Origin of the sequence: Nostoc sp. KVJ20 (genome assembly GCF_001712795.1) — a bacterium.
Classification (GTDB): Bacteria; Cyanobacteriota; Cyanobacteriia; order Cyanobacteriales; family Nostocaceae; genus Nostoc.
In genome coordinates, this window is the sequence record NZ_KV757625.1 from 16,545 (window position 1) to 41,310 (window position 24,766).

At 43.6% G+C, this 24,766-nt stretch carries 19 protein-coding genes and 1 tRNA gene; 11 read left to right on the forward strand and 9 right to left on the reverse strand.

Annotation, left to right across the window (positions count from 1 at the left end; genetic code table 11):
- The first annotated feature begins 211 nt into the window (after positions 1-211).
- The 4 genes from atpD (at position 212) to A4S05_RS17345 (ending at position 7,250) form a co-directional block, all read left to right on the forward strand.
- Positions 212-1,660, forward strand: coding sequence for a F0F1 ATP synthase subunit beta (gene atpD / locus A4S05_RS17330; protein WP_069071044.1), 1,449 nt, complete (start codon positions 212-214; stop codon positions 1,658-1,660).
- A gap of 143 nt (positions 1,661-1,803) precedes the next feature.
- Entirely contained in the window at positions 1,804-2,217 is a 414-nt protein-coding gene (gene atpC, locus A4S05_RS17335; protein ID WP_069071045.1) for an ATP synthase F1 subunit epsilon, read from the forward strand.
- A 539-nt stretch (positions 2,218-2,756) separates the two neighbouring features.
- A complete protein-coding gene (locus tag A4S05_RS17340; RefSeq protein ID WP_069071046.1) occupies positions 2,757-4,913 on the forward strand; it encodes an SPFH domain-containing protein in 2,157 nt (718 codons plus the stop codon).
- A gap of 453 nt (positions 4,914-5,366) precedes the next feature.
- A complete protein-coding gene (locus A4S05_RS17345) occupies positions 5,367-7,250 on the forward strand; it encodes a serine/threonine-protein kinase (RefSeq protein WP_069071047.1) in 1,884 nt (627 codons plus the stop codon).
- A gap of 8 nt (positions 7,251-7,258) precedes the next feature.
- On the opposite strand, the gene A4S05_RS17350 is transcribed toward A4S05_RS17345, so the two are convergent.
- The gene (locus tag A4S05_RS17350) at positions 7,259-7,558 is read right to left on the reverse strand and encodes a 30S ribosomal protein PSRP-3 (RefSeq protein ID WP_069071048.1); all 300 of its coding nucleotides are present in this window, start codon (positions 7,556-7,558) and stop codon (positions 7,259-7,261) included.
- Positions 7,559-7,695: 137 nt separating this feature from the next.
- Here A4S05_RS17350 and A4S05_RS17355 point away from each other — a divergent pair, with 137 nt between their 5' ends.
- The 3 genes from A4S05_RS17355 to A4S05_RS17365 all read left to right on the forward strand — a co-directional run bounded on the left by A4S05_RS17355 (position 7,696) and on the right by A4S05_RS17365 (position 11,134).
- Complete coding sequence (locus tag A4S05_RS17355; protein ID WP_069071049.1) at positions 7,696-8,166, forward strand: DUF29 domain-containing protein; 471 nt, start codon at positions 7,696-7,698, stop codon at positions 8,164-8,166.
- A 40-nt stretch (positions 8,167-8,206) separates the two neighbouring features.
- The gene (locus tag A4S05_RS17360; protein ID WP_069071050.1) at positions 8,207-9,001 is read left to right on the forward strand and encodes a TIGR01548 family HAD-type hydrolase; all 795 of its coding nucleotides are present in this window, start codon (positions 8,207-8,209) and stop codon (positions 8,999-9,001) included.
- 717 nt (positions 9,002-9,718) lie between these two features.
- The gene (locus tag A4S05_RS17365; RefSeq protein WP_069071051.1) at positions 9,719-11,134 is read left to right on the forward strand and encodes a cytochrome P450; all 1,416 of its coding nucleotides are present in this window, start codon (positions 9,719-9,721) and stop codon (positions 11,132-11,134) included.
- Between the two features lie 283 nt (positions 11,135-11,417).
- Here A4S05_RS17365 and A4S05_RS17370 read toward each other — a convergent pair whose 3' ends face one another.
- From A4S05_RS17370 to ruvB, 4 genes are all read right to left on the reverse strand, one after another.
- Positions 11,418-12,743: a glycosyltransferase gene (locus A4S05_RS17370; protein WP_069071052.1), complete on the reverse strand. Its 1,326-nt coding sequence runs from the start codon at positions 12,741-12,743 to the stop codon at positions 11,418-11,420.
- Between the two features lie 79 nt (positions 12,744-12,822).
- Positions 12,823-14,100, reverse strand: coding sequence for a glycosyltransferase (locus A4S05_RS17375; protein WP_069071053.1), 1,278 nt, complete (start codon positions 14,098-14,100; stop codon positions 12,823-12,825).
- An 87-nt stretch (positions 14,101-14,187) separates the two neighbouring features.
- Positions 14,188-14,994, reverse strand: coding sequence for a tetratricopeptide repeat protein (locus tag A4S05_RS17380; RefSeq protein WP_069071054.1), 807 nt, complete (start codon positions 14,992-14,994; stop codon positions 14,188-14,190).
- 137 nt (positions 14,995-15,131) lie between these two features.
- Entirely contained in the window at positions 15,132-16,232 is a 1,101-nt protein-coding gene (gene ruvB, locus A4S05_RS17385; protein WP_069071055.1) for a Holliday junction branch migration DNA helicase RuvB, read from the reverse strand.
- A 281-nt stretch (positions 16,233-16,513) separates the two neighbouring features.
- Here ruvB and hisF point away from each other — a divergent pair, with 281 nt between their 5' ends.
- The 3 genes from hisF (at position 16,514) to A4S05_RS17400 (ending at position 17,748) form a co-directional block, all read left to right on the forward strand.
- Positions 16,514-17,287: an imidazole glycerol phosphate synthase subunit HisF gene (gene hisF / locus A4S05_RS17390; protein ID WP_069071056.1), complete on the forward strand. Its 774-nt coding sequence runs from the start codon at positions 16,514-16,516 to the stop codon at positions 17,285-17,287.
- A 99-nt stretch (positions 17,288-17,386) separates the two neighbouring features.
- Positions 17,387-17,578, forward strand: coding sequence for a hypothetical protein (locus A4S05_RS17395; RefSeq protein WP_069071057.1), 192 nt, complete (start codon positions 17,387-17,389; stop codon positions 17,576-17,578).
- A gap of 97 nt (positions 17,579-17,675) precedes the next feature.
- Positions 17,676-17,748: transfer RNA gene (locus A4S05_RS17400), tRNA-Ala, on the forward strand.
- A 305-nt stretch (positions 17,749-18,053) separates the two neighbouring features.
- Here A4S05_RS17400 and uvrA read toward each other — a convergent pair.
- Positions 18,054-20,945 carry an excinuclease ABC subunit UvrA gene (gene uvrA, locus A4S05_RS17405; protein WP_069071058.1) on the reverse strand — a complete coding sequence of 964 codons (2,892 nt, stop codon included), beginning with the start codon at positions 20,943-20,945 and terminating at the stop codon, positions 18,054-18,056.
- 182 nt (positions 20,946-21,127) lie between these two features.
- On the opposite strand from uvrA, the gene A4S05_RS17410 reads away from it, so the two are divergent.
- A complete protein-coding gene (locus A4S05_RS17410; protein ID WP_069071059.1) occupies positions 21,128-21,895 on the forward strand; it encodes a Uma2 family endonuclease in 768 nt (255 codons plus the stop codon).
- A 218-nt stretch (positions 21,896-22,113) separates the two neighbouring features.
- Here A4S05_RS17410 and A4S05_RS17415 read toward each other — a convergent pair whose 3' ends face one another.
- From A4S05_RS17415 to A4S05_RS43380, 3 genes are all read right to left on the reverse strand, one after another.
- Positions 22,114-22,503, reverse strand: coding sequence for a VOC family protein (locus A4S05_RS17415; protein ID WP_069071060.1), 390 nt, complete (start codon positions 22,501-22,503; stop codon positions 22,114-22,116).
- 435 nt (positions 22,504-22,938) lie between these two features.
- Positions 22,939-23,475: a GAF domain-containing protein gene (locus tag A4S05_RS17420; RefSeq protein WP_069071061.1), complete on the reverse strand. Its 537-nt coding sequence runs from the start codon at positions 23,473-23,475 to the stop codon at positions 22,939-22,941.
- A 757-nt stretch (positions 23,476-24,232) separates the two neighbouring features.
- On the reverse strand, positions 24,233-24,364 hold the full coding sequence (locus A4S05_RS43380) for a hypothetical protein (RefSeq protein ID WP_256091017.1): 132 nt from the start codon (positions 24,362-24,364) through the stop codon (positions 24,233-24,235).
- Positions 24,365-24,766 lie beyond the last annotated feature (402 nt).

Genomic DNA, 24,766 nt, shown 5'->3' on the forward strand with positions numbered 1-24,766 from the left:
AAAGTCTTATAGCTATGGCGATCGCATCTGAAAAATGAGATTAGGGATCAAGTCCAGGATGAGGACTACAACCACAGCCGCCAAACTCCTTTTTAAGGAATTACTAAGAGAGTTATGTCCCCGTCCGGTGCTAGAGTGAAAGGTGACATTCCTTATTCTTAATGTCTTCTACGACCTTATCTGAAATCTAGCTTCACTCATTAGGCGCAGCATGGTCACAACCGCAGAAAAAACAAACATTGGCTACATTACCCAAATCATTGGCCCAGTTGTAGACGTTAAATTTCCCGGCGGGAAATTGCCACAAATCTACAACGCTTTGAAAATCAAAGGCACCAACGAAGCTGGACAGGAAATCAACATCACCGTTGAAGTACAGCAATTGCTGGGCGACAACCAGGTGAGAACTGTTGCGATGAGTTCCACCGAAGGCTTAGTGCGCGGTTTTGAAGTCACCGATACAGGCGCTCCCATTACCGTACCAGTTGGTAAAGCCACCTTGGGTCGAATTTTCAACGTCCTTGGCGAACCTGTGGACAACAGAGGCCCAGTAAATGCTGAGGCGACTCTACCCATCCACCGTTCTGCTCCCAAATTTACTGACCTGGAAACCAAACCTTCGGTGTTTGAGACTGGGATTAAAGTTGTTGACCTTCTGACTCCCTATCGACGCGGCGGTAAGATTGGTCTATTCGGCGGGGCTGGTGTTGGTAAGACCGTGATCATGATGGAGTTGATCAACAACATCGCTACCCAGCACGGTGGAGTATCCGTTTTTGCTGGCGTGGGTGAGCGCACCCGTGAAGGGAATGACCTTTACAACGAAATGATTGAGTCTGGGGTTATCAACAATGACAACCTCAACGAATCAAAAATTGCTCTAGTTTACGGTCAAATGAACGAGCCACCCGGAGCCAGAATGCGGGTTGGTCTTTCGGGATTGACAGTAGCAGAGTACTTCCGCGATGTGAACAAGCAGGATGTGCTGTTGTTTATCGACAATATTTTCCGGTTTGTACAAGCAGGTTCGGAAGTATCGGCGCTACTGGGTCGGATGCCTTCAGCGGTAGGATATCAGCCCACATTGGGAACTGACGTGGGTGAACTGCAAGAGCGGATTACCTCAACTACAGAGGGTTCTATTACCTCCATTCAGGCAGTGTACGTACCTGCGGATGACCTCACCGACCCCGCACCTGCTACCACCTTCGCCCACTTGGACGGTACAACAGTACTGTCTCGCGGTTTGGCAGCTAAGGGAATTTATCCCGCAGTTGACCCGCTGAATTCAACTTCCACCATGCTCCAGCCCAACATTGTAGGTGACGAACACTACAATACTGCGCGGGCGGTGCAATCAACTCTGCAACGTTATAAAGAACTCCAAGACATTATCGCCATTCTTGGTCTAGATGAATTGTCTGAAGATGACCGTCTCATCGTAGCGCGGGCCCGGAAAGTTGAGCGTTTCTTGTCTCAGCCGTTCTTTGTCGCAGAAGTATTCACCGGTTCTCCTGGTAAGTACGTGAAGTTGGAAGACACCATCAAAGGGTTCCAAAAGATTCTGTCTGGTGAGTTGGATGATCTGCCAGAACAGGCTTTCTACTTGGTTGGTGACATCAACGAAGCGATCGCTAAAGCTGCAAAAATCAAAGGTTAGTCATTAGTCGTTGGTCATTGGTCATTGGTCATTGGTCATTAGTCATTAGTCATTAGTTCAAGTGCTAATGACTAATGGCAATTACAAATGACAAAAGACAAAAGACAAAGGACAAAAGACAACAGACAAAGGACAAAAGACAAATGACATTAACCGTTCGTGTAATTTCCCCAGACAAAACAGTATGGGATGCCCCCGCTGAAGAAGTAGTTTTGCCTAGCACTACTGGTCAACTAGGCATTTTAACTGGACACGCACCACTTTTGACCGCCCTGGATACTGGTGTAATGCGAGTCCGCGCCGCTAAAAATCAGAATTGGCAAGCGATCGCTCTTTTGGGCGGTTTTGCCGAAGTCGAAGAAAATGAAGTGACAATTCTGGTTAATGGCGCTGAACGTGGCGACAAAATTAACCTTGATGAAGCCCGTACTGCTTACAACCAAGCAGAAGCGCGTCTGAATCAAGTTGCAGGAGACGATCGCCAAGCCCAAATCCAGGCAAACCAAGCCTTCAAACGTGCCCGCGCTCGGTTTCAAGCAGCTGGCGGTTTGGTCTAATTTAACTTTATATTTCCACTTTGTAGGTTGGATATTGCCCAACCTACAAAATATTTATTAAAGAGAACTCAGAATTCAGAAGTCAGAATTCTGAATTCTGACTCCTGATCTATTAACTTTAGGACTTACGCATTGACAGAAAATACCAAATATGGGTTCTTTGAAAAAGCACGTCTGTCGTAGGGGTTTAGCATTGCTAAACCCCTACAGATGACCATCGAAGAACGATTAATAAAAGGCTGAAACGACCCATTTTCGTATATGCATACCATGATTAAGTTGTACAGTGCGTAAGTCCTAAACTTTAGCCCTTTCAAGGTGATGAAATTTGGAACGAAGATTGGTGATTTCAACCTTCAAAAAGCTCAAAATCTGAGCGGAGGATTCAAGATGCTAGCACTGAAACAACGTATCTTCGTTGGTCACCTTGAAAGGGCTAGTCCTAAACTTTTAAAAAAATTACGTCAAGTTTAAGAAATCGAGGCCAGCCTTGGTGAAGTGTTAACTTAACTAATTAGTTGCCCAAATGGGCACAAATTATGAAAAGCTTTTCATCTTTGCTTGGTACTCGTAAACAAAATAAGGTAGCTCTTTTTGCAGCATCTATCGTAGCAACATTAGCGATCGCTGCGCCAACGTCTTCTCTAAGAGACGCTACGCGAATGACAAACGCTAGTAGTATTCATTCTGCTAATGCTACTACCGTCAAAATAACTACTGCAAAAGAAATTACTTCGGCATCAGTCCAGCGAAATCAGACTAAACCAAATATTGCCCAATTACAAACTAGCAGTACTCAATATCAAGCTGCTGGAATTGATCCTGTTGTACTAATTCCCATCGTCCTTGTGGGCGGTTTCATCATATTTGTCCCTCTGTTCTTTGGCGGACTCGTGGTTATAGGTGAACGCGAAGTAGGCATTGTAGTTAGGAAATTTACCCTTTCCGGGCGTGGACTCCCCGCCGGAAGTTTGATTGCCCTCAACGGGGAAGCGGGCTTACAGGCAGATACTTTAGCTCCTGGTTGGCACTGGGGCTATTGGCCTTGGCAGTATTCTGTAAAGAAAGAGACGGTAATTGTCGTTCCCCAAGGGGAAATCGCTTTGATTGTGGCAGCAGATGGCGCATCCAACCCCCCAGAGCGGATTTTGGGTAAAATCGTCAGTTGTGACAACTTTCAAGATGCTCGAAAATTCCTCACCGAAGGCGGGGAAAAAGGGCGACAAATGGGTTTTCTCACCGCAGGTACGTACCGGATAAATACTGCCCTATTTAAAGTCATCATGGCATCAAATGCCAGCGCTCATGGCATGACTCCAGAACAGTTGCGGGTGTACAGTCTGGCATCGGACAAAGTTGGCATTGTCACTACCTTAGATGGTTTGCCAATTTCTGCTGGTGAACTCGCAGGCCCCACAATTGACGGACACGACAACTTCCAAAATGGTCAGAAATTTATTAATGGCGGTGGACGGCGAGGTTTACAAGAGCAAACGTTGCTTTCTGGTTCTTGGAACTTGAACCCTTGGTTTGTCCAGGTTGAACAAGTGCCGATGACGGAAATTCCCATTGGGTATGTGGGTGTGGTGATTTCTTTTGTGGGTAAGGCACATCAAGATGTCAGTGGTGCAGCTTTCACCCACGGTAACTTGGTTAATCAGGGACATAAGGGCGTATGGGTCGAACCGCTATATCCTGGTAAGCACCCGATTAATTCCCGGATCATGAAGATGGAACTAGTGCCAACGACCAACATTGTCTTAAACTGGTCAGGTCGCACAGAACGTCACAGCTATGATGCTCAACTAGCTTCCTTGACAGTGCGATCGCGTGATGGGTTTGCTTTTGATTTAGAAGTAGCGCAAATTATCCATGTGGGTGCTTTAGATGCGCCGAAGGTAATTTCTCGCGTTGGTGCAATGCAAAATCTGGTAGACCATGTATTGGAACCTACTATCGGTAATTATTTCCGCAACTCAGCCCAAAACTGTACTGTACTAGACTTTCTGACTGCTCGAAGTGAGCGACAAACTGAGGCTGCTGAGTATATTAAAACAGCATTGCGGGCTTATGACGTGCAAGCGATCGACACCCTCATTGGTGATATTCAGCCACCAGCGTCGTTAATGCAGACACAGACAGACCGGAAAATTGCCGAAGAAGAACGCAAGACTTATGAAGTCCAGCAGATGGCGCAAACCCAACGGCAGCAACTTGTTCGGGAAACGGCACTGGCTAATATCCAGCAAGAAATGGTGAAATCGGAGCAGAGTGTACATATTGCCGATCTAAAAGCCCAAGCCCAAATCAAAGAGGCAAATGGTGAAGCCGAGGGGACAAAACTCCGGACAATTGCTGAGGCTGAAGGTATTCGTGCTACAGGTAACGCCAAAGCCGAAACTTACCGCGCTGGTGTGGAAGCCTTGGGGCCACAAGGTTATACAGCAATGCAACTGATGCAGATTATCGGCGATCGCCATGTCCGCTTGATACCAGATGTCTTAGTTGGCAGCAACGGTAGCAATAACGGCTTAGTGGATGGGTTACTATCCATGATTTTATGGAATCAAACTGGTAAGGGGGAATTGACACCAACACCTTTGCATCCACAACCAGTAGTTAACAAAGCACAACCAACCACAGAAAACGGTATTCCACCGATAGTTGTGAATTTTCCGGCGGATAAGTCAACTTAACGTTAAAAGGGCGGTTATAAATCCAATTCGCAATTCGCAATTCGCAATTCGCACTCTTGCTAACGCCCCGCTCCGCTAACGCAATTAAACTCAGCCCGACACTAGGGGTGGGGTTTTTCCCTACCTTGAGATACAAGGATTTTTTCGCCCACAACGGACGTTAGCGTAGCGGGACAAAGTACGGTTTTGAACCTTTACTTTTTTGATAAACTGCGTCTATACAAGCAAAATCCACCTCCGTGGGTTTCAAACCCTCAATTTTCCTTAGTCCGCCTCTGCGGACTAATACCATTTCACGAAAATCTTGATACATATAGATTTTTCGTAGGGGTTTAGCACTGCTAAACCCCTACCCACGTATTTGTATCATTATTAAAGTGAAATGGTATTAGTTAGTTTGTATAGCCGCGAATTCTATTCGCTCTGGCTGCCTGTAACTCTGACGGATAAATTTTGCTTTTACAAGAACGTTATCGTTTACTCAAGCAGATTGGTAAAAGAGGATTCTGTAAAACTTTCCTTGCTGTTGATGAAGGTCAGTTTCCGCCAGTTCCTTGCGTTGTTCAAGAATTATCGCTGGAATACGAAACATTTGAAACTTTTCAGCAAAAGGCGCAACAGCTAGAAGAATTAGGAAAGCACCCGCAAATTCCTGCTTTATTGGCTTATTTTCAACAGAAAGGGCATTTTTATTTAGTGCAGGAGTTTATTACAGGCACTAATTTAGCTCAGGTGGTTGAAGAGGAAGGCGCTTTTAATGAAACTCAAATTTGGCAATTGTTAGAAGATGTGTTGCCAGTTTTGCAGTTTATTAGCGATGCCTGCGGCGGGCTACGCCTACGTAACATCATCCACCGCGATATTAAACCCCAAAATATCATCCGTAGATCCCCAATTACCAAGAAGGGAAACTTTTTCATAGTCGATTTTCGCAGTGCTAAAATCGTCACAGAAATTGATCGGCTAACATCCGAAACCAGTATTGGCAGTCCAGAATACGCTGCACCAGAACAAACAAAGGGAAAAGCCGTTTTTGCTAGTGACTTATATAGCTTGGGTGTAACTTGTATTTACTTACTTACCCAGATTCCTCCCTTTGATTTATTTGATATTGCCAATGATTGCTGGGTTTGGCGAGATTATCTTACAAGTGGAATAAGCAATCGCTTGGCGCAAATCCTTGACAAGCTGCTGCAAAATGCTCTTAACCAGCGCTTTCAATCGGCTGATGAAGTTTTGCAAGCAATGGGGGTCGAATATAAAACTCAAAATTTGAAATTTCCAAATCCTCCTTGGCGATGCTTGCATACCTTAACGGGGCATTCTGGGACATTGAGTAGTGTGAATGCCCTTGCCATCAGTCCCGACTGTTACACTTTAGCCAGTGCTAGCGATGACAAAAACATCAAATTGTGGGATTTAAATACTAAAAAAGTCCTAGCTAACTTATCAGGACATTCCCAAGCCGTAAAATCAGTTACCTTCAGTCCTGATGGGAAAATTCTGGCAACTGCTAGCGACGATAAAACGATCAAATTGTGGCAGGTTGAAACATTAGAGGAAATCTGCACCTTATTGGGACACTCACACGTTGTCAAATCAGTTGCTTTCAGTCCAGATGGGCAGATTCTCGCTAGTGGTAGCTGGGATAAGACAATCAAACTCTGGGATGTCAATACTGGCACAGAAATTTGCACCATAACTGGACACCAATTACAGGTAAATTCAGTAGCATTTAGTCCCCAAGGACAGCTTTTAGCCAGCGCTAGTTATGACAGAACAATTCGCCTGTGGCAGATATCTGCATTAGGAAGAGGCAGGGGAGCAGGGAGCAGGGAGCAGGGGGATATGAATGTTGAGTTAAAAAACTATCCACAAGGGGCAGAAAACATTTCCCTTTTCTCCCTGCCCCCTGCCCCCTGGCCTGTTGAAAACCGCCCATGCTATAGCTTTTTAGGCACCCTTTCGGGTCATGCATGGGCGGTTTTGACAGTCGCTTTTAGTCCCGATGGGAAAATTTTGGCGACGGGTAGTGATGATAACACTATTAAATTGTGGGACGTAAACACAGGTCAGCTAATTTGCACACTTGTAGGCCATTCTTGGTCTGTGGTGGCTGTGGCTTTTACTGCCGATGGCGAAACGCTCCTAAGTGCAAGTTGCGACAAAACAGTTAAACTTTGGAGGGTAAGCACAGCAGAAGAGATTGTTACTCTCTCTGGTCATGTAGACTCAGTATCTGCTGTTGCTGTGAACAAAGTTACACAATTAATTGCAAGTGGCAGCCGGGACAAGACTATCAAACTGTGGCAGCTTGTAGAACAGGACAACAGCTAGTTGTAATATCAGGCGCTACCTGTGAAGGCAACTTCTGGAAATTTCAACTGAGCTTCTGCCATTGGACGGTTTCTGCCTTCCTCTTGCCAGTAGTTAATCACTTCTGTTGCTTTATTAAGCAACTCGACACGATCTACATCAGTAATCCAATGTTTGGACTCTAATTCCTTTTTTAACTCTTCCCAGGCATCATTTCTGGGCCAAAAAAAGTACTTAGTCAAGGGACTGGTGCCTTTGCCGACAATTTGATCGACTGCTAGAGCAACGTTTTCGTCTAACCACAAAATTTTCAAAATAAACTTGGTCAATCACACCTCCGGGAATTTCCGGGCATTACTTAACTAGGATAGCGATCGCTTATTTTAACGCAATACTCTATCAAATGACCAAACAGTGATTGGATTGGGCTAGCATAAGGTGTAGTCGGCGCTAACTAAAGATGCTTATGACTACCCAACTGCCCGAATCTCAAACAACATCTGGTTCAGATTTGTACGAGCAAGACTTTTACCTGTGGATTCAAACCACGGCAGAACTGCTCAAACAAAAAAATTTCACACAACTGGACTTAGACAACCTGATTGAAGAAATTGAAACGATGGGGAGAAGTGAAAAGCGGGCATTGGAGAGCAATCTGGAAGTGTTGCTGATGCATCTGCTCAAATACCAAATTCAAACTGAAAGGCGCTCGAAAAGTTGGCAGTACACAATTTTGGAACACCGCAGGCGAGTTCAAAAGGCACTTAAGGAAAGTCCCAGTTTGAAGCCTCACTTTGATCAGGTTTTCGATGAAAGCTATCAAACAGCTAGACGGCTGGCTGTAATTGAAACTGGATTAGCCATCGCTACCTTCCCAGAAAAATCTCTCTTCACGCCAGAGCAAGTCCTCGACCTCGATTTTTTACCTGAGCCATGAGCGCATTATGATGATGTAAAACTCTTTTGCTTCCTACTCCATGACTCAAAAAACTTCTGTAAAGGCGATCGCTATTTTCGATATTGATGGTGTTGTGCGCGATGTTAGCGGTTCCTATCGTCGGGCGATCGCAGATACCGTAGAATATTTTACTACCCAAGCATATCGGCCAACCCCACTGGATATTGACCAACTGAAGTCTGAAGGCGTGTGGAATAACGATTGGGAAGCATCGCAGGAATTAATTTACCGCTACTTTGAAACCCAAAAACAGAGCCGAGAACAACTGCAACTAGATTACACTGCGATCGTTGCTTTTTTTCAATCCCGTTACCGCGGCCCTGACCCAAATAATTTTACTGGGTATATCTGTAATGAACCTTTGTTATTGCAACCTAGCTATTTAGAGCAACTTACCGAAGCGGGGATTGCTTGGGGATTTTTTAGTGGTGCAACTCGTGCTTCTGCGAACTATGTCTTAGAAAAACGGCTGGGTTTGGAATCTCCAGTGTTGATTGCGATGGAAGATGCACCGGGGAAACCTGACCCTACGGGACTTTTCGCTACAGTTCGTGAGTTAGAAAATGGAATTGAGGAAAAATTAGCGATCGTGTATGTGGGAGATACGGTAGCAGATATGTATACTGTAGAGAAAGCGCGGGGTCTAGATTCTTCTCGCACTTGGCTTGGTGTAGGCGTTTTACCCCCTCACGTCCAGGAGACAGCAGCGCGTAGTGATGCATATAGCGAGACACTAATAGCAGCCGGAGCAGCAGTAGTTTTGCCTAATGTGCAAGAGTTGACTCCAAAGCAGATTCAAAAGTTGTTGACATAATCACCGAGAAAGAAGGGTCGGTGATTCTGGAGTAATGAGTAATAAGTAATAAGTAATAAGTTAAAACTTACGCATTGACAGAAAATACCAAATATGGGTTCTTTGAAAAAGCACGTCTGTCGTAGGGGTAAAGCACATTGCCATTGGTGTCAACTTAAGCTAGAAATAGCTTCGCTGCGGGCTTCATAACCCGCCAGAGAATTCATTCTCTGGCTCATAGCTAAAGTCTACTGAAGTAGACTGAATATTTTTGGGGATATNNGTGCGGTTTCGCGTTAAGTTGATACCAATGAGCACATTGCTAAACCCCTACAGATGACCGATGACCATCGAAGAACGATTAATAAAAGGCTAAAACGACCCATTTTCGTATATGCATACCATGATTAGGTTGTACAGTGCGTAAGTCCTATAAGTAATAAGTAAATACCCATTACTCATTACTCATTACTCATTACTCATTACTCATTACTCATTACTCATTACTCATTACTCATCCACTCATTACTCATTACTCATTACTCATTTAAAGTCCTGTCACCGATGATAAAAAGCCGTCCTCAAAGGACGGGGCTTCTCTACGAGACGCTTCGCGAACAGACCCAAGTTTTTGATGAGTTCATCTACCTGATCTGTGTTCTAAGATTAATCAAGCTACGGGTGCATGGATGACTGACTGATAACAATCTTGCTTTAATCATTGGGAGATTAATAGGAATGTCTGCACTTAAACTGCCTAACGGCCCTCAAACTCACCCTTGGGTACAGATGTATCATTGGGTTACTAATCCCTTAGAATACATCGAAGACTGTGCTAAACGCTATGGTGATATCTTCACCCTTCAGCTAGGACAAAATGTTGCTCCTCAAGTTTTCATTAGCAATCCCCAAGCGATTGGGCAGATTTTTACTACAGATCCAAAACAGTTAGACTCTGGTAAGTCAGCAGGGATTCAAGCGCCTTTATTAGGACGTCAATCACTACTAGCGCTGGAAGGAAAGCCTCATCAGCGACAACGAAAGTTATTGACACCACCCTTACATGGGGAACGAATGCTAGCTTATGGTGAATTAATCTGCGACATCACTGAGCAAGTAACTAATCAGTGGCAGGTTGGAGAAACCTTTGCAGTTCTGTCATCAATGCAAGCAATCTCTTTCCAAGTAATTTTGAAAGCTGTATTTGGTCTAGAAGATGGGCCACGTTACGACAAAATCCATGAACTCCTGATTGCAATTCTGAATCCCAAAATCCCGATTTTAAGAACAGTTCTACTTCTTTTCCCATCACTGCGGCAGGATTTAGGAGCATGGAGTCCTTGGGGGAAATACTTGCGTTTACGGCAGCAAATTGATGAACTCATCTACGCCCAGATTCGCGATGCCTCCGGCGGGCTACGCCTACGCAAAACACAACCCGATCCATCTCGGACTGATATTCTATCTTTGATGATGGCTGCTCGTGATGAGGCGGGAGAGCCGATGACAGACTTGGAATTACGTGATGAACTGATGACCCTATTAGTAGCGGGTCACGAAACTACTGCAACTTCCTTATCATGGGCACTTTATTGGATTCATCATCAGCCCCAGGTGCGGGAAAAACTGCTGCAAGAACTAGATAAGTTGGGTGAACAACCAGACCCAAATGCCATTTTCCGATTGCCTTATTTGAATGCTGTCTGTTCTGAAACCCTACGCCTTTACCCAGTAGCGGTATCGGGACTAAATCGATTGGTCAAATCACCCCTACAAATTGGGGAATATAACTTTGAACCTGGGACTTTGATCATTCCCTCTATTTATTTGACCCATCATCGAGAAGATTTATATCCTGAGTCGAAGCAATTTAAGCCAGAGCGTTTTCTGGAACGGCAATTTTCTCCTTATGAGTATTTACCCTTTGGTGGCGGGAACCGTCGCTGTATTGGTATGGCATTTGCTTTGTTTGAGATGAAACTGGTGTTGGCAAAAGTGCTGTCTCACTGGGAGATGGAACTGGCTGATAGCAAACCAGTGCAGCCAGTACGTAAGGGTTTGCTATTTAGCCCAGCAGGTGGCGTAAAGATGGTGGTGACTGGGAAACGCCAGCAAAATCAGGTAGTTCGAGAGACTAGCTCTAGTTTATTGTGAAATAAAGATTTTTACTCAATCCTCGCAACGCAATGTATAAACTTAAAACTAGCCCTTCTATATAACTCAATACGCTTGGGTTAAGAAATTTGCACGAGCTATAACTTCTCTGTACACACATCAGATATCCACAAACAACCGTTAACCCAAGCGTATTCCTATATAACCTGTTAAATTCTGATAACTTTGTCTGTCTATGCAGATTTGCCTTTAGCGTCTTCGTTGAAATTGTCAAATACGCTCAAAAACCATCTATCTGAACATTGACCACCTAGCATAAAATTTATCCAGCATTGGGTATTAAATAGCTGATTCCTTCAGTAAGTCTCGTCTCTACAATATCAGCAGCTTTGTCCACTCCCCCGGTGCTTTTCAGTACCATCGACATCCGACGTGCCGCATCAACATAGCTTGAGTTACCGAGTAGGTCATTTATTTTATGGCGCACCTCAGTACTGTCAAAATGGTTTTTGTTGAGTTTTAAGGCGACCCCTAAGTCTAAAGCACGGGCTGCAAAATAGTGCTGATCTCCAAAGAAAGGTAATGCCAGGATCGGTTTTTCCCAATACAAAGCTTCGTTAATGCTGTTCATACCACAATGACTGACAAATGCACTAACAGCTGGATGAGAGAGAACTGTTCGTTGTGGAACAAAGTCTTCAATACGGAAACAGGCAGGTAAAGCAGGAAGACTGCGCTGCTGGTTCTTAGGCAACGACCACAGTATCCTAAATCGACTATCCGTAAGTCCTTCGACTAATGCTTTTGCTTGCCAAGGTTCAATATTAACAAGAGTCCCAAAAGAAATATAGACGACTCCAGTACCTTCTTTGCCGTCTTCTAACCATTGGCTCAAAGAAGGACTGAGAGGCTCAACTTTTTTAGGGAAAATCGGGCCGACCATTTGCACAAACAAAGGTAACGGACGTGGAATTTCAATCCCAAAAGCTGTCCCTACTATCATAGGAAGTTGCTTAAAAGGATCATTCAATTTTTTACCAGCAGCACACTGCTTACGAATTTGATTGAGTTTTCTCATTGCAGGCAAGAAGTGAGGCAGCAGGCAATAAGGTCTAATAAAATTCAGACAGCGTTCCCGTAGATTCATGTTTATGGAATAGGATGTACCAAAGCGAGGATATTTAGAACTAGCTGGGACAAAATTACCTAAAAATCGAGTTTGAATAATATAGGGTAGATTCATTTGCTGGGCTAAGTCCATCGCCGGAATAACAGCTCGATCAATCACTAAAAGATCGGGTTTTTCCCGGTGAAAAATAGATGCCAATGTTTTGTACATTGAAACATATATACGAATTAGCCCATACAACATCATTTTCTCACCACGCCAAATACTCGGTTCTTGAGAAACCCTTTGCCAAATATCTTCATTTTTATGATTTTTGTTACCAGTACCTCCATCAGGTGTTTCTAGAGTTGGTTCCCAAGGGATAAAATGAACGTCGGTATTAGTGATCCATTCTCTAGACTTTTCAGCAATGGCAAAGCTTACTTGGTATCCTCTAGACGCTAACTCTTCGGCTAATGCAATCATTTGATTAGCATGACCAAGTAGAGGAAGAGAAATAAACAAGATATGTTTTCTCATTTTGATTAATTTACATTCAAATTTATGACACCAAATTTGAGTTAAAAACTGCCTAGTTAGCCAGTACCGAAAAATCTCGTTATTGTCGAGCCAAAACAGGCTTTTCTGTAGACACAGCCTGTTCCACAATATCAATGGCTCGACTCACGCCACCGGTTCGCTGAATCGCCTCTTGCAGTCTTAAGGCATTCTTCTTATAAAAATCTTCTGTCAACACCTTTTGTACAGCATTTCGCAATTTGGGAACAGTTAAGCTAGCAAGCGGCACCAATTCACCAGCACCAGCCCAAACTATACGTGCTGCTACACCTGGCTGGTCATTAGCAATTGGTATTGCTACCATTGGTACCCCATTGTTTAGAGACTCTAAAGTAGTATTCATACCTGCGTGGGTAATGGTGAGAGATGCTTTTTGCAGCAATTCTAATTGGGGTGCATAACCAACTACCAGCGGATTTCCCGGCAAACTTCCCAAAGCCTCTGGGGTTACAGAACCACCTAACGAAATCACTACTTGGGCATCCAAATCATTACAAGCTTCGGCAATAGACTTGAAAATTCCCAATAGGCGATTTTGTACAGTCCCCATTGAGGCGTAAATCAATGGTTGTCCGGTCAATTTTTCATAAGGAAAATCAGGAAGTTCCCGACCTGTTGGACTATGATAAGGCCCTGTGAAATGGAAGCACTGGGGCAAATTTTCCCTTGGGAATTCCAATTGTGCAGGCTGTTGACTAATCTGAGCTAGTTGGGAATAGCGATCGTTAGAGCTAAACTGTGGAGGCAATTTCCACTCTTGGCGATACTGATTGATCACCTCTGTAATGGGTTTCACGGTGCGACTCAGCAATGCATAGCCGGCTCGGTTACGTAATCGCGCCCACCAGGCTGGATTGTAGCCCCAGGTTTTAAAATAAGGTGGGACGCTCGGTTCTCGATTCAGTACCACAGCACTGCAAACTGTAATAAAAGGAATGCCCAGAAATTCTGCAACAGAACCTCCCTCTGGTGAAACTTGATCTACTAAAAGTGCTTCCACACCTGCTTGCTTCACTGCTGTTGGTGCATCTCTGAGCATAGCAGCCGCCTGATCTTTGAGGAAGTTGACGGTATATTGCAGTGCAGCGAGTCCACTCAGTTTACCTAACTGAGTTATCGATTCAGCGATCGCTCCAGTGGGAAATTCAGATTCACCAACGGCTTGGAATTCTAACTCTGCCGCTAGTGTCTTGGATTTTGCATCAAGTATACCGAATAAGGTGACGCGATGACCCCGCTTTTGAAGTTCTTTACCCAAGGGGAGCATAGTATTTAGATGACCAGTTGTTGCTGGACAGATCAGCCCAAAATGAGTCATAACTACTGTTTCTGTAGATTTACAATGATGTATACCAGAAAACAGGTATATAGGCAAAGAAAAAAATTTTTGCTGAGTTACAAATGCCTACTGGATTTTTAAGAACTTATCCAAAGCTGTAACTAGGCTAGGTGGCCAACGGCGGATATTTTTTACCCAGTCGATATCCTTGTAGCGGCTATCAAGTCCATAAGCTGCTACCCAGTTACTTTCGGCTTCACCTTGTTCTCCATTCACCCAATATGCAGCTGTGAGGGCGGCACGCACATCAGCAAATTTGGAGTATTTACGGGCGATATTTCGCATTTCGCGGATTGCTTGCTCTTTTTGACCTGTTTCATAAAGAGCGAGGGCATAGTTAGCACGGGCGAAGGCAAAATTTGGCGCTATCTCATTAGATTTTTTGTAGTCTGCGATCGCATCTTCCCATTTTCCTAAACCTGTTTTGGCATTGCCGCGATTGTTATACGCCATTGCATCGTTAGGATCGAGTTCTAAGACATGATTATAATCTGCGATCGCATCGTCCCATTTTCCCATCCCTTCCAACGCCGCCCCCCGATTTAAATATGGATCGGTGACATTTGGTGCTAGTTCTATCGCTTTGTTATAATCTGCGATCGCCTCTTGTAACTTATTCTGACTCACCCGCGAATTTCCCCGGTTACTCCACGCCCCTGCATTTGTCGGAAATTCGTCAATAATTTTTGTCCAGTAAGTTTCAGCCGTCGCAAAATCACCTTGATTCGTCGCTGTAAATGCTTGATTTGCCCACTCATCACCTTGTTTTAACTGTTCTTCAGTAATGTTGGACGTTTGAGATTGTGCCATGACTGGTGCACCCCAGCCAAACACAAGTAACAGACTGAGAAAAATACCAATCAACTTAATCATCTAGGTTTACCTGTGTTTATCTTGAAGATGGGGAGTGGGGAGTAAAAATTTTAGATTTTAGATTTTGGATTTTAGATTGGAATTCAATCCAAAATTGTAAATCTAAAATCCAAAATTGAATTGCCCCATACCCATAATTACAATAATGACAACTGTTCATTAGGCGGCGTGAATCCCAAATGCTTGTATGCTGCCTTAGTCGCCATTCTGCCACGATGAGTCCGAGTTAAATACCCAATTTGCATGAGGTAAGGTTCGTATACCTCTTCAATGGTTTGGGTATCTTCACCCGTCGTTGCTGCCATTGTTTCTAACCCCACTGGCCCACCGTTAAATTGTTCAATTATCACACTCAGCATTTGGCGATCTGTCCAATCTAAACCGCAGGGATCTACTTGAAATAGTTGCAATGCCTCAGATGCAATATTTTCAGTAATCTCACCAAATATTTTTACTTCCGCATAATCACGTACTCTTTTTAGTAGCCTATTGGCAATCCGTGGGGTTCCGCGTGACCGACGAGCAATTTCTGCGGCACCATCTTCTGTAACAGGAGTTTTGAGTAATTGAGCAGTTCGCAGTACAATTTTAGTCAGTTCGTCAACTTCGTAAAATCGGAGTTTTTGAATCAAACCGAAGCGATCGCGCAGTGGTGAAGTTAAAGCGCCTACACGGGTTGTAGCCCCTACTAGGGTAAACTTTGACAGCGGCAAACTTCTAATACGAGCGCTGGAACCCTTCCCAATAGTAATATCTAAGCGATAATCTTCCATCGCCGGATAGAGAATTTCTTCTGTCATCCGCGAGAGGCGATGAATTTCATCCACAAATAAGATATCTCCTGGCTTAAGATTTACCAGTAGCCCAACAATATCTCGTGGACGTTCTAGGGCTGGCGCACTGGTAATTTTGTAATTTACCCCCATTTCCGATGCTAAAATCATTGCCATTGTGGTTTTACCCAATCCCGGCGGCCCATACAGCAGCAAGTGATCCAGTACCTCACCACGAGACTTAGCTGCTTTGATGGCAATATCTAGCACATCCTTTAAATCTTTTTGCCCAATGTAATCGGCAAATCGCTGCGGTCGAATACCCTCTTCTTGTTTATCTTGTTCATCAATAGCAGCTTCAGGTTGCAAAATATTGTCTGTGGATGGTGCTTTCGCCGACTCTCGACGCTGCTTTGGTTCTCCGTTGGGTTCTGGAGGCTGTTTTTTCGAGGATATTATCGCCATAATTTCAGCTATCTACTTTATAAGGGACTAGGGAGTGGGGACTGGGGATTGGGGAGTGGGGACTGGGGACTGGGGACTGGGGGAGATGAGAGGACAAAGGGACAAGGTTAAAAGGAAAAGGATAAAGAAACAAACCCCTTCCCCCTTCCCCTTTACCCTTTACCCTTTTTCATAATCCCCCATGCCCAATGCCCCATTTCTGTGAAAATTTTCGTTTGGAAATACCCGCGCCAATTTAAAATTTAAATTCCGGTCAATTACCCAGAAGTACAAAAGTTATTATGTTATCTAAAAGAATCTTACCGTGCTTAGATGTGAAGGCGGGACGGGTTGTAAAAGGAGTTAACTTTGTCAATCTCCAAGATGCAGGCGATCCGGTAGAACTGGCCAAGGTTTACAACGAAGCCGGTGCTGATGAGTTAGTATTTCTGGATATTACAGCTACTCATGAAGACCGAGCTACAATTTTAGATGTGGTCTACCGAACTGCTGAACAGGTCTTTATTCCATTGACTGTGGGTGGTGGTATCCAATCCTTAGAAAATGTTAAAGCTTTGTTACGAGCGGGCGCAGATAAGGTTAGTATTAATTCTGCGGCGGTGCGTGATCCAGACTTGATTAATCGAGCCAGCGATCGCTTTGGTAATCAGTGCATAGTTGTTGCAATTGATGCCAGACGCAGAAATAACCCGGAAAATCCAGGTTGGGATGTGTATGTGCGGGGTGGCAGGGAAAACACAGGCTTAGATGCTCTACTTTGGGCACAAGAAGTTGAAAAACGGGGGGCCGGAGAACTATTAGTTACAAGTATGGATGCTGATGGAACCCAAGCCGGGTATGACATCGAGATTACACGGGCGATCGCCGATGCTGTAGAAATTCCAGTCATTGCTTCTGGTGGTGCAGGTAATTGTGAACATATCTACACTGCCCTAACTGAAGGCAAAGCGGAAGCGGCATTACTCGCATCCCTGTTACATTACGGACAATTAAGCGTAGCAGAAATTAAGAATTACTTGCGCGATCGCAATGTGCCAGTCAGACTAATCTCCTGAACCTCCATTTAGCATTTAATGACATCTATCTGAGGTTAGACACACTTCCCTGAAAGGGTGTTAATATTATTTTACAAGTATTAACAAATATTAAAAAATATGTTGCTTCCTATTTTACTTTTTGATGTAGCCCTGGTAGCGTGGTCGCTGCACTTAATGGAAAGAGCCTATGAGAGTAAAGAATTTTCTCTCATGTTGGCTGGTACATTGGTTGCTCTGGCTGCTGCTGCCATGTTAGTCGTTTACTTTTTGATGGGGCACTGTATGACCTATTTGTTGCAAGTGTCGTAGCGAGTGTTAGGTGCTTGATGAGATATTTAAAATTTAGTTTCCATAAAAAGCTTGACAAAGTACTAATAATTAAGCCATTATGTATAATGGATTTTAAGGGGTTATAGCGCAGTTGGTAGCGCACCTCAATGGCATTGAGGGGGTCAGCGGTTCGAATCCGCTTAGCTCCATTCTTCACACCTTAAACCTCTCCGTTAATTGATGAAAGTGGAAGCATAAGTTTTCTGTAAGAGAAAGCTTATGCTTCCAATTTTTGACTTGACAAAAATGCCATAAAGTCATGACTACTTTGTTATATGATCTCCGCTAAATCACCCATAATAAACAGCTTGTAGTGGGGACTTCAGTCCCCAAAGCCAGGACTAAAGTCCTTACTACGAACATTTTTATTGAGCTTGATTAACCGGACATGATATTACATAAATTTAACACCTTGAATGTACTCATCAGGTGCGTTACCTTTCACCAAAGCATCCTACGACTTCTTCATCGCCGGATATTGCTGCAAGACTTGCTGCAAATATTGCCCAGTATAAGACCTGGGATTTTTTGCAACTTCCTCCGGTGTCCCCACAGCAATCAATTCTCCGCCTTTGTCGCCACCTTCTGGTCCCAAATCTATCACCCAGTCAGAACAACGAATTACATCTAAGTTATGTTCAATGACTAATATTGAATTGCCTTTATCTACCAATCGTTGCAACACATCTAACAATTTGTGGACATCGTAAAAAGATAACCCTGTCGTCGGTTCATCTATTAAATAAAGCGTCTTACCTGTGGCGCGTCGAGATAATTCTGTTGCCAATTTCACCCGCTGCGCTTCACCGCCAGATAAGGTAGTCGCAGGTTGTCCTAGTTGGACATAACCCAACCCGACATCAAATAAAGTTTGCAGACGTGCGATCGCTTTGGGGATATTCTGGAAAAAGTCTAAACTCTCCTCAACTGTCATTCTCAGGACATCAGAAATTGACTTATCTTTGTACTTCACCTGCAATGTTTCGCGGTTGTATCTAGCACCTTTACAAATTTCGCATTGCACGTAAACATCCGGAAGGAAGTTCATTTCAATCACATTCACACCCTGTCCGCTACAAGCTTCGCAACGTCCACCTTTAACGTTGAAGGAAAATTGTCCAGGTTTGTAACCCCTAGCTTTGGCTTCTACTGTTTGGGAAAATACATCCCGAATGGCATCAAAAATTCCTGTGTAAGTTGCAGGGTTAGAACGTGGTGTGCGTCCAATGGGAGATTGATCGATAACGATCGCTTTATCAATCGCGTTTAATCCCTGGATTTTATCCAAATGTCTTGGTAAAGGAACTTTCTTTGTTAAATGGTGTTGCAGAGATGGGTACAGTAACTCGTTAATCAGGGTAGATTTGCCAGAACCAGACACACCAGTAATGGAGACGAGTTTACCTAGCGGAATGTCTACATCTATATTTTGTAAATTGTTGCGATGGGCATTTTTAATTCCCAAACTGCGCCCATTTCCTTCTCGGCGTTCTGCTGGTGTGTTAATTACTCGCCTTCCTGATAAATACGCACCCGTCAAAGAATCTTCTGCTGCTAATAACGCCTCAAAATCACCTTGGGCGATAATATTTCCGCCGTGGATTCCTGCACCAGGGCCAATATCAACTATATAGTTAGCGGCACGAATTGTTTCTTCATCGTGTTCAACGACAATTAATGTATTACCCAAATCGCGCAATTTTGTTAGGGTTTTAAGTAACCTGCCATTATCTCTTTGATGCAAACCAATACTCGGTTCATCTAAAACGTAGAGAACTCCCGTTAAACCAGAACCAATTTGCGTTGCTAGACGAATCCGTTGGGCTTCGCCACCAGAAAGGGTCATGGCTGGACGGTCAAGGGTAAGATAATCTAAACCGACATCTAACAAAAATTGCAATCTAGCTTTGATTTCTCTCAGGACTAAATCAGCAATTTGTAACTGGCGATCGCTCAACTTAAATTGCTCAATTCTCTCCCGACAGTCCCGAATTGATACCGCAGTTAAATCTAAAATTCCATATTGCCCCAACTTCACCGCCAAAGCTTCCGGTTTTAACCGTTTTCCATGACAAACTTCACAAGGTTGATCAATTAAATACTGCTCTAATTTTTGCTTAACTAATTCCGAACCACCCTCATATTGTCGTTGCAAAATTGGAATAGCACCTTTAAAACTCTGCTTTCTTTGTGCTTCTGCGGCTCGTTCATCTTTCTCGCCAAACAAAATAATTTGCTGCTGTTCTTCTGTCAGCTTGCTCCAATTTGTCTGTAATTCAAACCCATAAATCTGTCCGACGCTATAGAGTAATTCCAAATAATAAGAATTATCTTTTTCTGACCAAGGCGCGATCGCAGCATAAACCGGCGCTTCCCAGTCAGGTACGATCAAGTCTGGTGCAAATCTTCTTAAAGTCCCGATTCCGTGACAATGCGGACAAGCACCATAAGGCGAGTTAAAGGAGAACAATCGCGGCGATAGTTCCTCCATCACCGCGCCATGTTCTGGACAAGCAAAATTTTCCGAAAATACTAATTCTTCTTCTTTTTCTTGTCCGTCGTCATCAAGCAGACTCACCAGAATGGCTGCAATTCCACCCGATTGCTTGAGACATGTAGACAGGGAATCAACCAAACGCTCTTGAATATCAGCTTTTTTCACCAAGCGGTCAATTACCACTTCGATGGTGTGGGTAAAATTTTTATCCAATTCAATGGAATCCGACAGTTCGCGGATCTCGCCATTGATCCGCACGCGGACAAAACCTTGAGAAGCCAGACTTGACAAAAGCTTACGGTGTGTGCCTTTTTTACCCCTGACAACGGGTGCAAGAATTTGGAAGCGGGTGCGATCTGGTAATTCCATGATGCGATCGCACATTTCATCGATTGTCTGGGGTGCAATACAGCGATCGCATATTGGACAATGGGGTTCGCCAGCCCGACCAAACAATAGCCGTAAATAGTCGTAAATCTCCGTCACCGTACCGACAGTGGAACGGGGGTTATGAGACGTTGATTTTTGGTCAATAGAAATTGCTGGACTTAAGCCTTCAATAGCTTCCACATCCGGCTTATCCAGTTGTCCGAGAAATTGCCGTGCGTAGGCGCTGAGGGATTCTACGTAACGACGTTGCCCTTCAGCGAAAATGGTATCAAAGGCTAGGGAAGACTTACCAGACCCAGAAACGCCAGTGAATACAATTAGGCGATCGCGTGGCAATTCCAAGTCAATATTTTTCAGATTATGCTGCCTAGCACCCCGAATCCGAATGGTATTCTGGCTGTTGTGGCTGGGGTTGGGAAGATGTCCATTCAAGGATGCTGCTAGCTGTTGGTCTGACATATTGGGCGGCAAAGAAGGAGTTTCTTATGAAACAGTCCTTAATAATACTATCTTTAATCAGTTTATAGTAGAACAATCGTACTGTTTTAATTAGTTATCCTTCCAGATTTATGCCGCAGACATCCTTAAGAGTCTGCTAATTTGGAAGCATCCCGATTAAATATCCTTCTGAGGGCGAAGCTATGGTATTGCAAATCCAACCGCCGACCCAGCCAGAGGTCATCTACCCAGATAGTGACGGACAACCAGTGGCTAATAATACTATACAGTTTGGCTGGATTGTAGAAATTAAGCAGAATTTAGATTGGCTATTTGCTGACGATCCAAATGTATTTGTCGCCGGGGATTTATTTTGGTATCCGGTAGAGGGACGCAACAAAATTGTTAACGCCCCAGATGTGCTGGTGGTATTGGGTAGACCAAAGGGTGATCGCTTGTGCTACCAACAATGGAAAGAGGAGGGAATTCCACCGCAAGTGGTGTTTGAAATTCTTTCTCCCAGCAACACCCAAACTGAAATGGACAAGAAATTACTTTTCTACGATCGCTATGGCGTGGAAGAGTATTACATTTACGATCCTGAGAAGAATAGTTTGCGTGGATGGTTGCGTAGCGAAGACGGTTTAGATGTCATCCCCCAAATGGAAGATTGGGTGAGTCCCCGTTTAAAAATTCGATTTGCTTTATCAACAGAGGGCTTACAGTTATATCGCCCTGATGGAGAACGGTTTTTAACTTATACAGAAATTTCTCGCAACGCCGAGCAAGAACGCCAACGAGCAGAACAAGAACGCCAACGAGCAGAGCAAGAACGCCAACGAGCAGAACTTGCAGAACAAGCTAGGAGAGATGCCATACCCCGATTATTGCAAATGAATTTGAGCATCGAACAGATTGCCCAAGCTTTGGGATTGTCAGTGGAAGAAGTGCGAACCCTGGCTCAGGAGTAAAGCCGTGTGCAATGATTAGCAGTTCAGTTAACAGCGTTGGCAGTAGAACCAGAGCCTTGACCAAACAATTCGCACTCTTGCTAACGCCCCGCTCCGCTAACGCAATTCGCAATTGCGAATTGGAAATGACTCGGAACGGAGATTCAGAACTGCGATCGCATTTTTTCTGTATCAAGCGATCGTCAGCCCAATCAATCGCGTTCAAAGCAACTTGCTACTCAGCCACTCACCAACGACACCAGCACGCCATTGAGATCGCGGACACGAGCAATAGTTTTTCCCCCAGGCTGGGTTTTAGGAGCATCTAGTGCTTTTGCACCTGCGCCAATTGCTCTCATGTAAGCGCTGCCAACATCAGGTGTGATAAATGATATTTGAATTAATGTCGGTGGTTGTGTAGCGTCATTGGGATGGCAGCCACTAGGAAATAACTTTTGTGCTTCGCTACTAGAAGAGAAAGCTAATGTGGTGTTTCCGGTTTCGATTTCCGCCCACATAGATTGTCCTTTATCCTGGAGAGTGCGACGAACTAGACCAAAGGCTTTTTCGTAAAACTCAACTGTTTTAACTACATCGTCTACCCAGATGACCGTGTAACCAAATTTCATAATTCTTTCTCCTTATGTATAAAAATCAGTAAGAGCCAGGGCGAATAAAATTTGCGGCTATACAAGCAAATTCCGCCTCCGCGGACTAAGAAAAAATTGAGGGTTTTAAACCCACGGAGGTGGGTAAAGCCTCGTGTAGACGCGGTTTCTAACCGCCCTTCTAACTACGAATTACGTTAGCGGAGCGGGCATTGGTGTCAACTTAAGCTAGAAATAGCTTCGCTGCGGGCTTCATAACCCGCCAGAGAATGAATTCTCTGGCTCATAGCTAAAGTCTACTGAAGTAGACTGAATATTTTTGGGGATATCTAGTCATCTTCAGATGACTTTAGCTATGAGACAGGNNTTTACAATCCCTGGCGGACGTGGGGTTTCGCGTTAAGTTGACACCAATGGCGGAGCGGGGCGTTAGCCCATTACGAATTACGAATTATTTTAGCTCTCCAAAATATTACGATCCGTTGCTAGAGTTTGTGCCCCTGCTTGCATCATTTCTATATCTGATGCCGACCAATAATGAGGCCCTTGACAGTGATGTGCTACTAGTAATCCCCATAATTTTCTAGGGATGACAATTGGTGCAACCAAGTTGGCGCGAACCTGCATATTGCGGAGAAAATCTCGGTGACAAGGCTGAATTGGCTCTAATTCAATATCAGGGATCGCCTTTACCCGTCCTGCTAAGTATAAAGCAGCATACTCGCTGTTAAAACAATCATCTGGGCCAGTGGAACCAAGTATTGAAAATTCTTTAGAACTTAAAGATTCAAAAGTCACTTGTCCTTGCCACTGCCCGTAAAAATAATACAACACCACCCGATCAACCTGAAGCGACTCTCTGAGTTGATTGGTCGTTTGCCGCACTAACTCATCGCGCTGCATTGATCTAACAAGGCGATCGAGCAAATTTTGCAAACCCTGTTCACGGCGATCGCGGCTATGGTTAAATTCGGAGTGAGAATGAATTTGCACGGTTCTAAAATTACGACTAAGTAAATGCTGCCGGATTTATATAGTAATTTATTACACTTTATTTAAATACATTTTTGTATTGATAGCAGCAATTCAATTTTAACGGAAGTTAATACTAGTCAACCTCTACAGGGAATTTTAAATAAATTCTTAAGAAGTTGCAATTTTTGATTAATCTGTACTATGGATGATTCCAAATTATAAATTTAGTGTTAAAAATATTAGAATTTTACAGATAATATAGGACTCCTATTTAATTTCTGAACAAGACTCAGTACGGATCTATGCTTTCTTTCCTATTCCCTATTCCCTATTCCCTACCCACGTAAGTAAATTCAGGAATCAAACCGGATTCCTATATGTATCTTGAGTTTTTCATAGTATAAATTATTTATTGCGATCGCAGACTTTAATCTCACTTCCAAACCTCTCTCCTAAAAGAAGAAAAGCTTTGAATCTTACTCCCCAACGCTAGTAGGGAAGGGGTTGGGCGTTAGGTCTTAAAATTTAGATTCCCGATTTCTCAAAGAAGTCGGGAATCTGGACACCGGGAATTTTCACTAAATGACAAGTTAGTTTGTATTCATAGTTACAGAAAATTTTCAACCAATATAGTTTAAAACTTCGTCATCATTCCTAATAAAATAGGAATTAACACCCCAGTTTCTATAAACGGCTTGTTTTGTGTTCAAGTTTAACGTCACAAAACATAACTACGAATTACGTTAGCGCAGCGGTAGCGAGTCCGCGAGCGTCATTACGAATTACGAATTAAACAGTTACGGAAAGCTTCTAATGCTGCTTCTTTAACAGTTGCATTCACAATCGGAAAGGTAGTGAGGATGTAGCTAAATTCATCTTCGGTTAAGCCGTAAAGATGTGCTACCATTCCATCGAGTTCGGCGCGGAGTTTGGCGCGTTCTGTTTCGTCGGTAACGCCTTGTTGATGGGAACCTAAACCGACTTCTTGCGCTTGAGAGATATCACTGAAACGTTATTGATTTATCTAAGCGGCGGCTTTATTTGTACAAATGTCATTTTTAATTGTCAGGTATATTTGCTGATTACTTTATCAAAATGCCTAATTGCTTTATAAAAATACCCGTTTACTTTCTCAAAATACTGAAATGCTTACTCAAAATGCCTAATTGCTTACTCAAAAAGCTTAAATGCTTTCTCATTTCAGTAAATTTAGCAAGCAAAAAGAGATATTGCTTACTCAAAAAGCTTAAATGCTTTCTCATTTCAGTAGATTTAGCAAGCAAAAGGAGATATTGCTTTCTCAAACCCC

Bases quoted from the DNA above. Each gene is read 5' to 3' on its own strand.
- A4S05_RS43380 (WP_256091017.1), bottom strand. From the start codon at position 24,364: ATGGTAGCACATCTTTACGGCTTAACCGAAGATGAATTTAGCTACATC.
- ruvB (WP_069071055.1), bottom strand. From the start codon at position 16,232: ATGGCGATAATATCCTCGAAAAAACAGCCTCCAGAACCCAACGGAGAA.
- atpC (WP_069071045.1), top strand. From the start codon at position 1,804: ATGACATTAACCGTTCGTGTAATTTCCCCAGACAAAACAGTATGGGAT.
- A4S05_RS17340 (WP_069071046.1), top strand. From the start codon at position 2,757: ATGAAAAGCTTTTCATCTTTGCTTGGTACTCGTAAACAAAATAAGGTA.
- A4S05_RS17360 (WP_069071050.1), top strand. From the start codon at position 8,207: ATGACTCAAAAAACTTCTGTAAAGGCGATCGCTATTTTCGATATTGAT.
- atpD (WP_069071044.1), top strand. From the start codon at position 212: ATGGTCACAACCGCAGAAAAAACAAACATTGGCTACATTACCCAAATC.
- A4S05_RS17375 (WP_069071053.1), bottom strand. From the start codon at position 14,100: ATGACTCATTTTGGGCTGATCTGTCCAGCAACAACTGGTCATCTAAAT.
- hisF (WP_069071056.1), top strand. From the start codon at position 16,514: ATGTTATCTAAAAGAATCTTACCGTGCTTAGATGTGAAGGCGGGACGG.
- A4S05_RS17365 (WP_069071051.1), top strand. From the start codon at position 9,719: ATGTCTGCACTTAAACTGCCTAACGGCCCTCAAACTCACCCTTGGGTA.
- A4S05_RS17370 (WP_069071052.1), bottom strand. From the start codon at position 12,743: ATGAGAAAACATATCTTGTTTATTTCTCTTCCTCTACTTGGTCATGCT.
- A4S05_RS17410 (WP_069071059.1), top strand. From the start codon at position 21,128: ATGGTATTGCAAATCCAACCGCCGACCCAGCCAGAGGTCATCTACCCA.
- A4S05_RS17355 (WP_069071049.1), top strand. From the start codon at position 7,696: ATGACTACCCAACTGCCCGAATCTCAAACAACATCTGGTTCAGATTTG.
- A4S05_RS17380 (WP_069071054.1), bottom strand. From the start codon at position 14,994: ATGATTAAGTTGATTGGTATTTTTCTCAGTCTGTTACTTGTGTTTGGC.
- A4S05_RS17415 (WP_069071060.1), bottom strand. From the start codon at position 22,503: ATGAAATTTGGTTACACGGTCATCTGGGTAGACGATGTAGTTAAAACA.
- A4S05_RS17395 (WP_069071057.1), top strand. From the start codon at position 17,387: ATGTTGCTTCCTATTTTACTTTTTGATGTAGCCCTGGTAGCGTGGTCG.
- uvrA (WP_069071058.1), bottom strand. From the start codon at position 20,945: ATGTCAGACCAACAGCTAGCAGCATCCTTGAATGGACATCTTCCCAAC.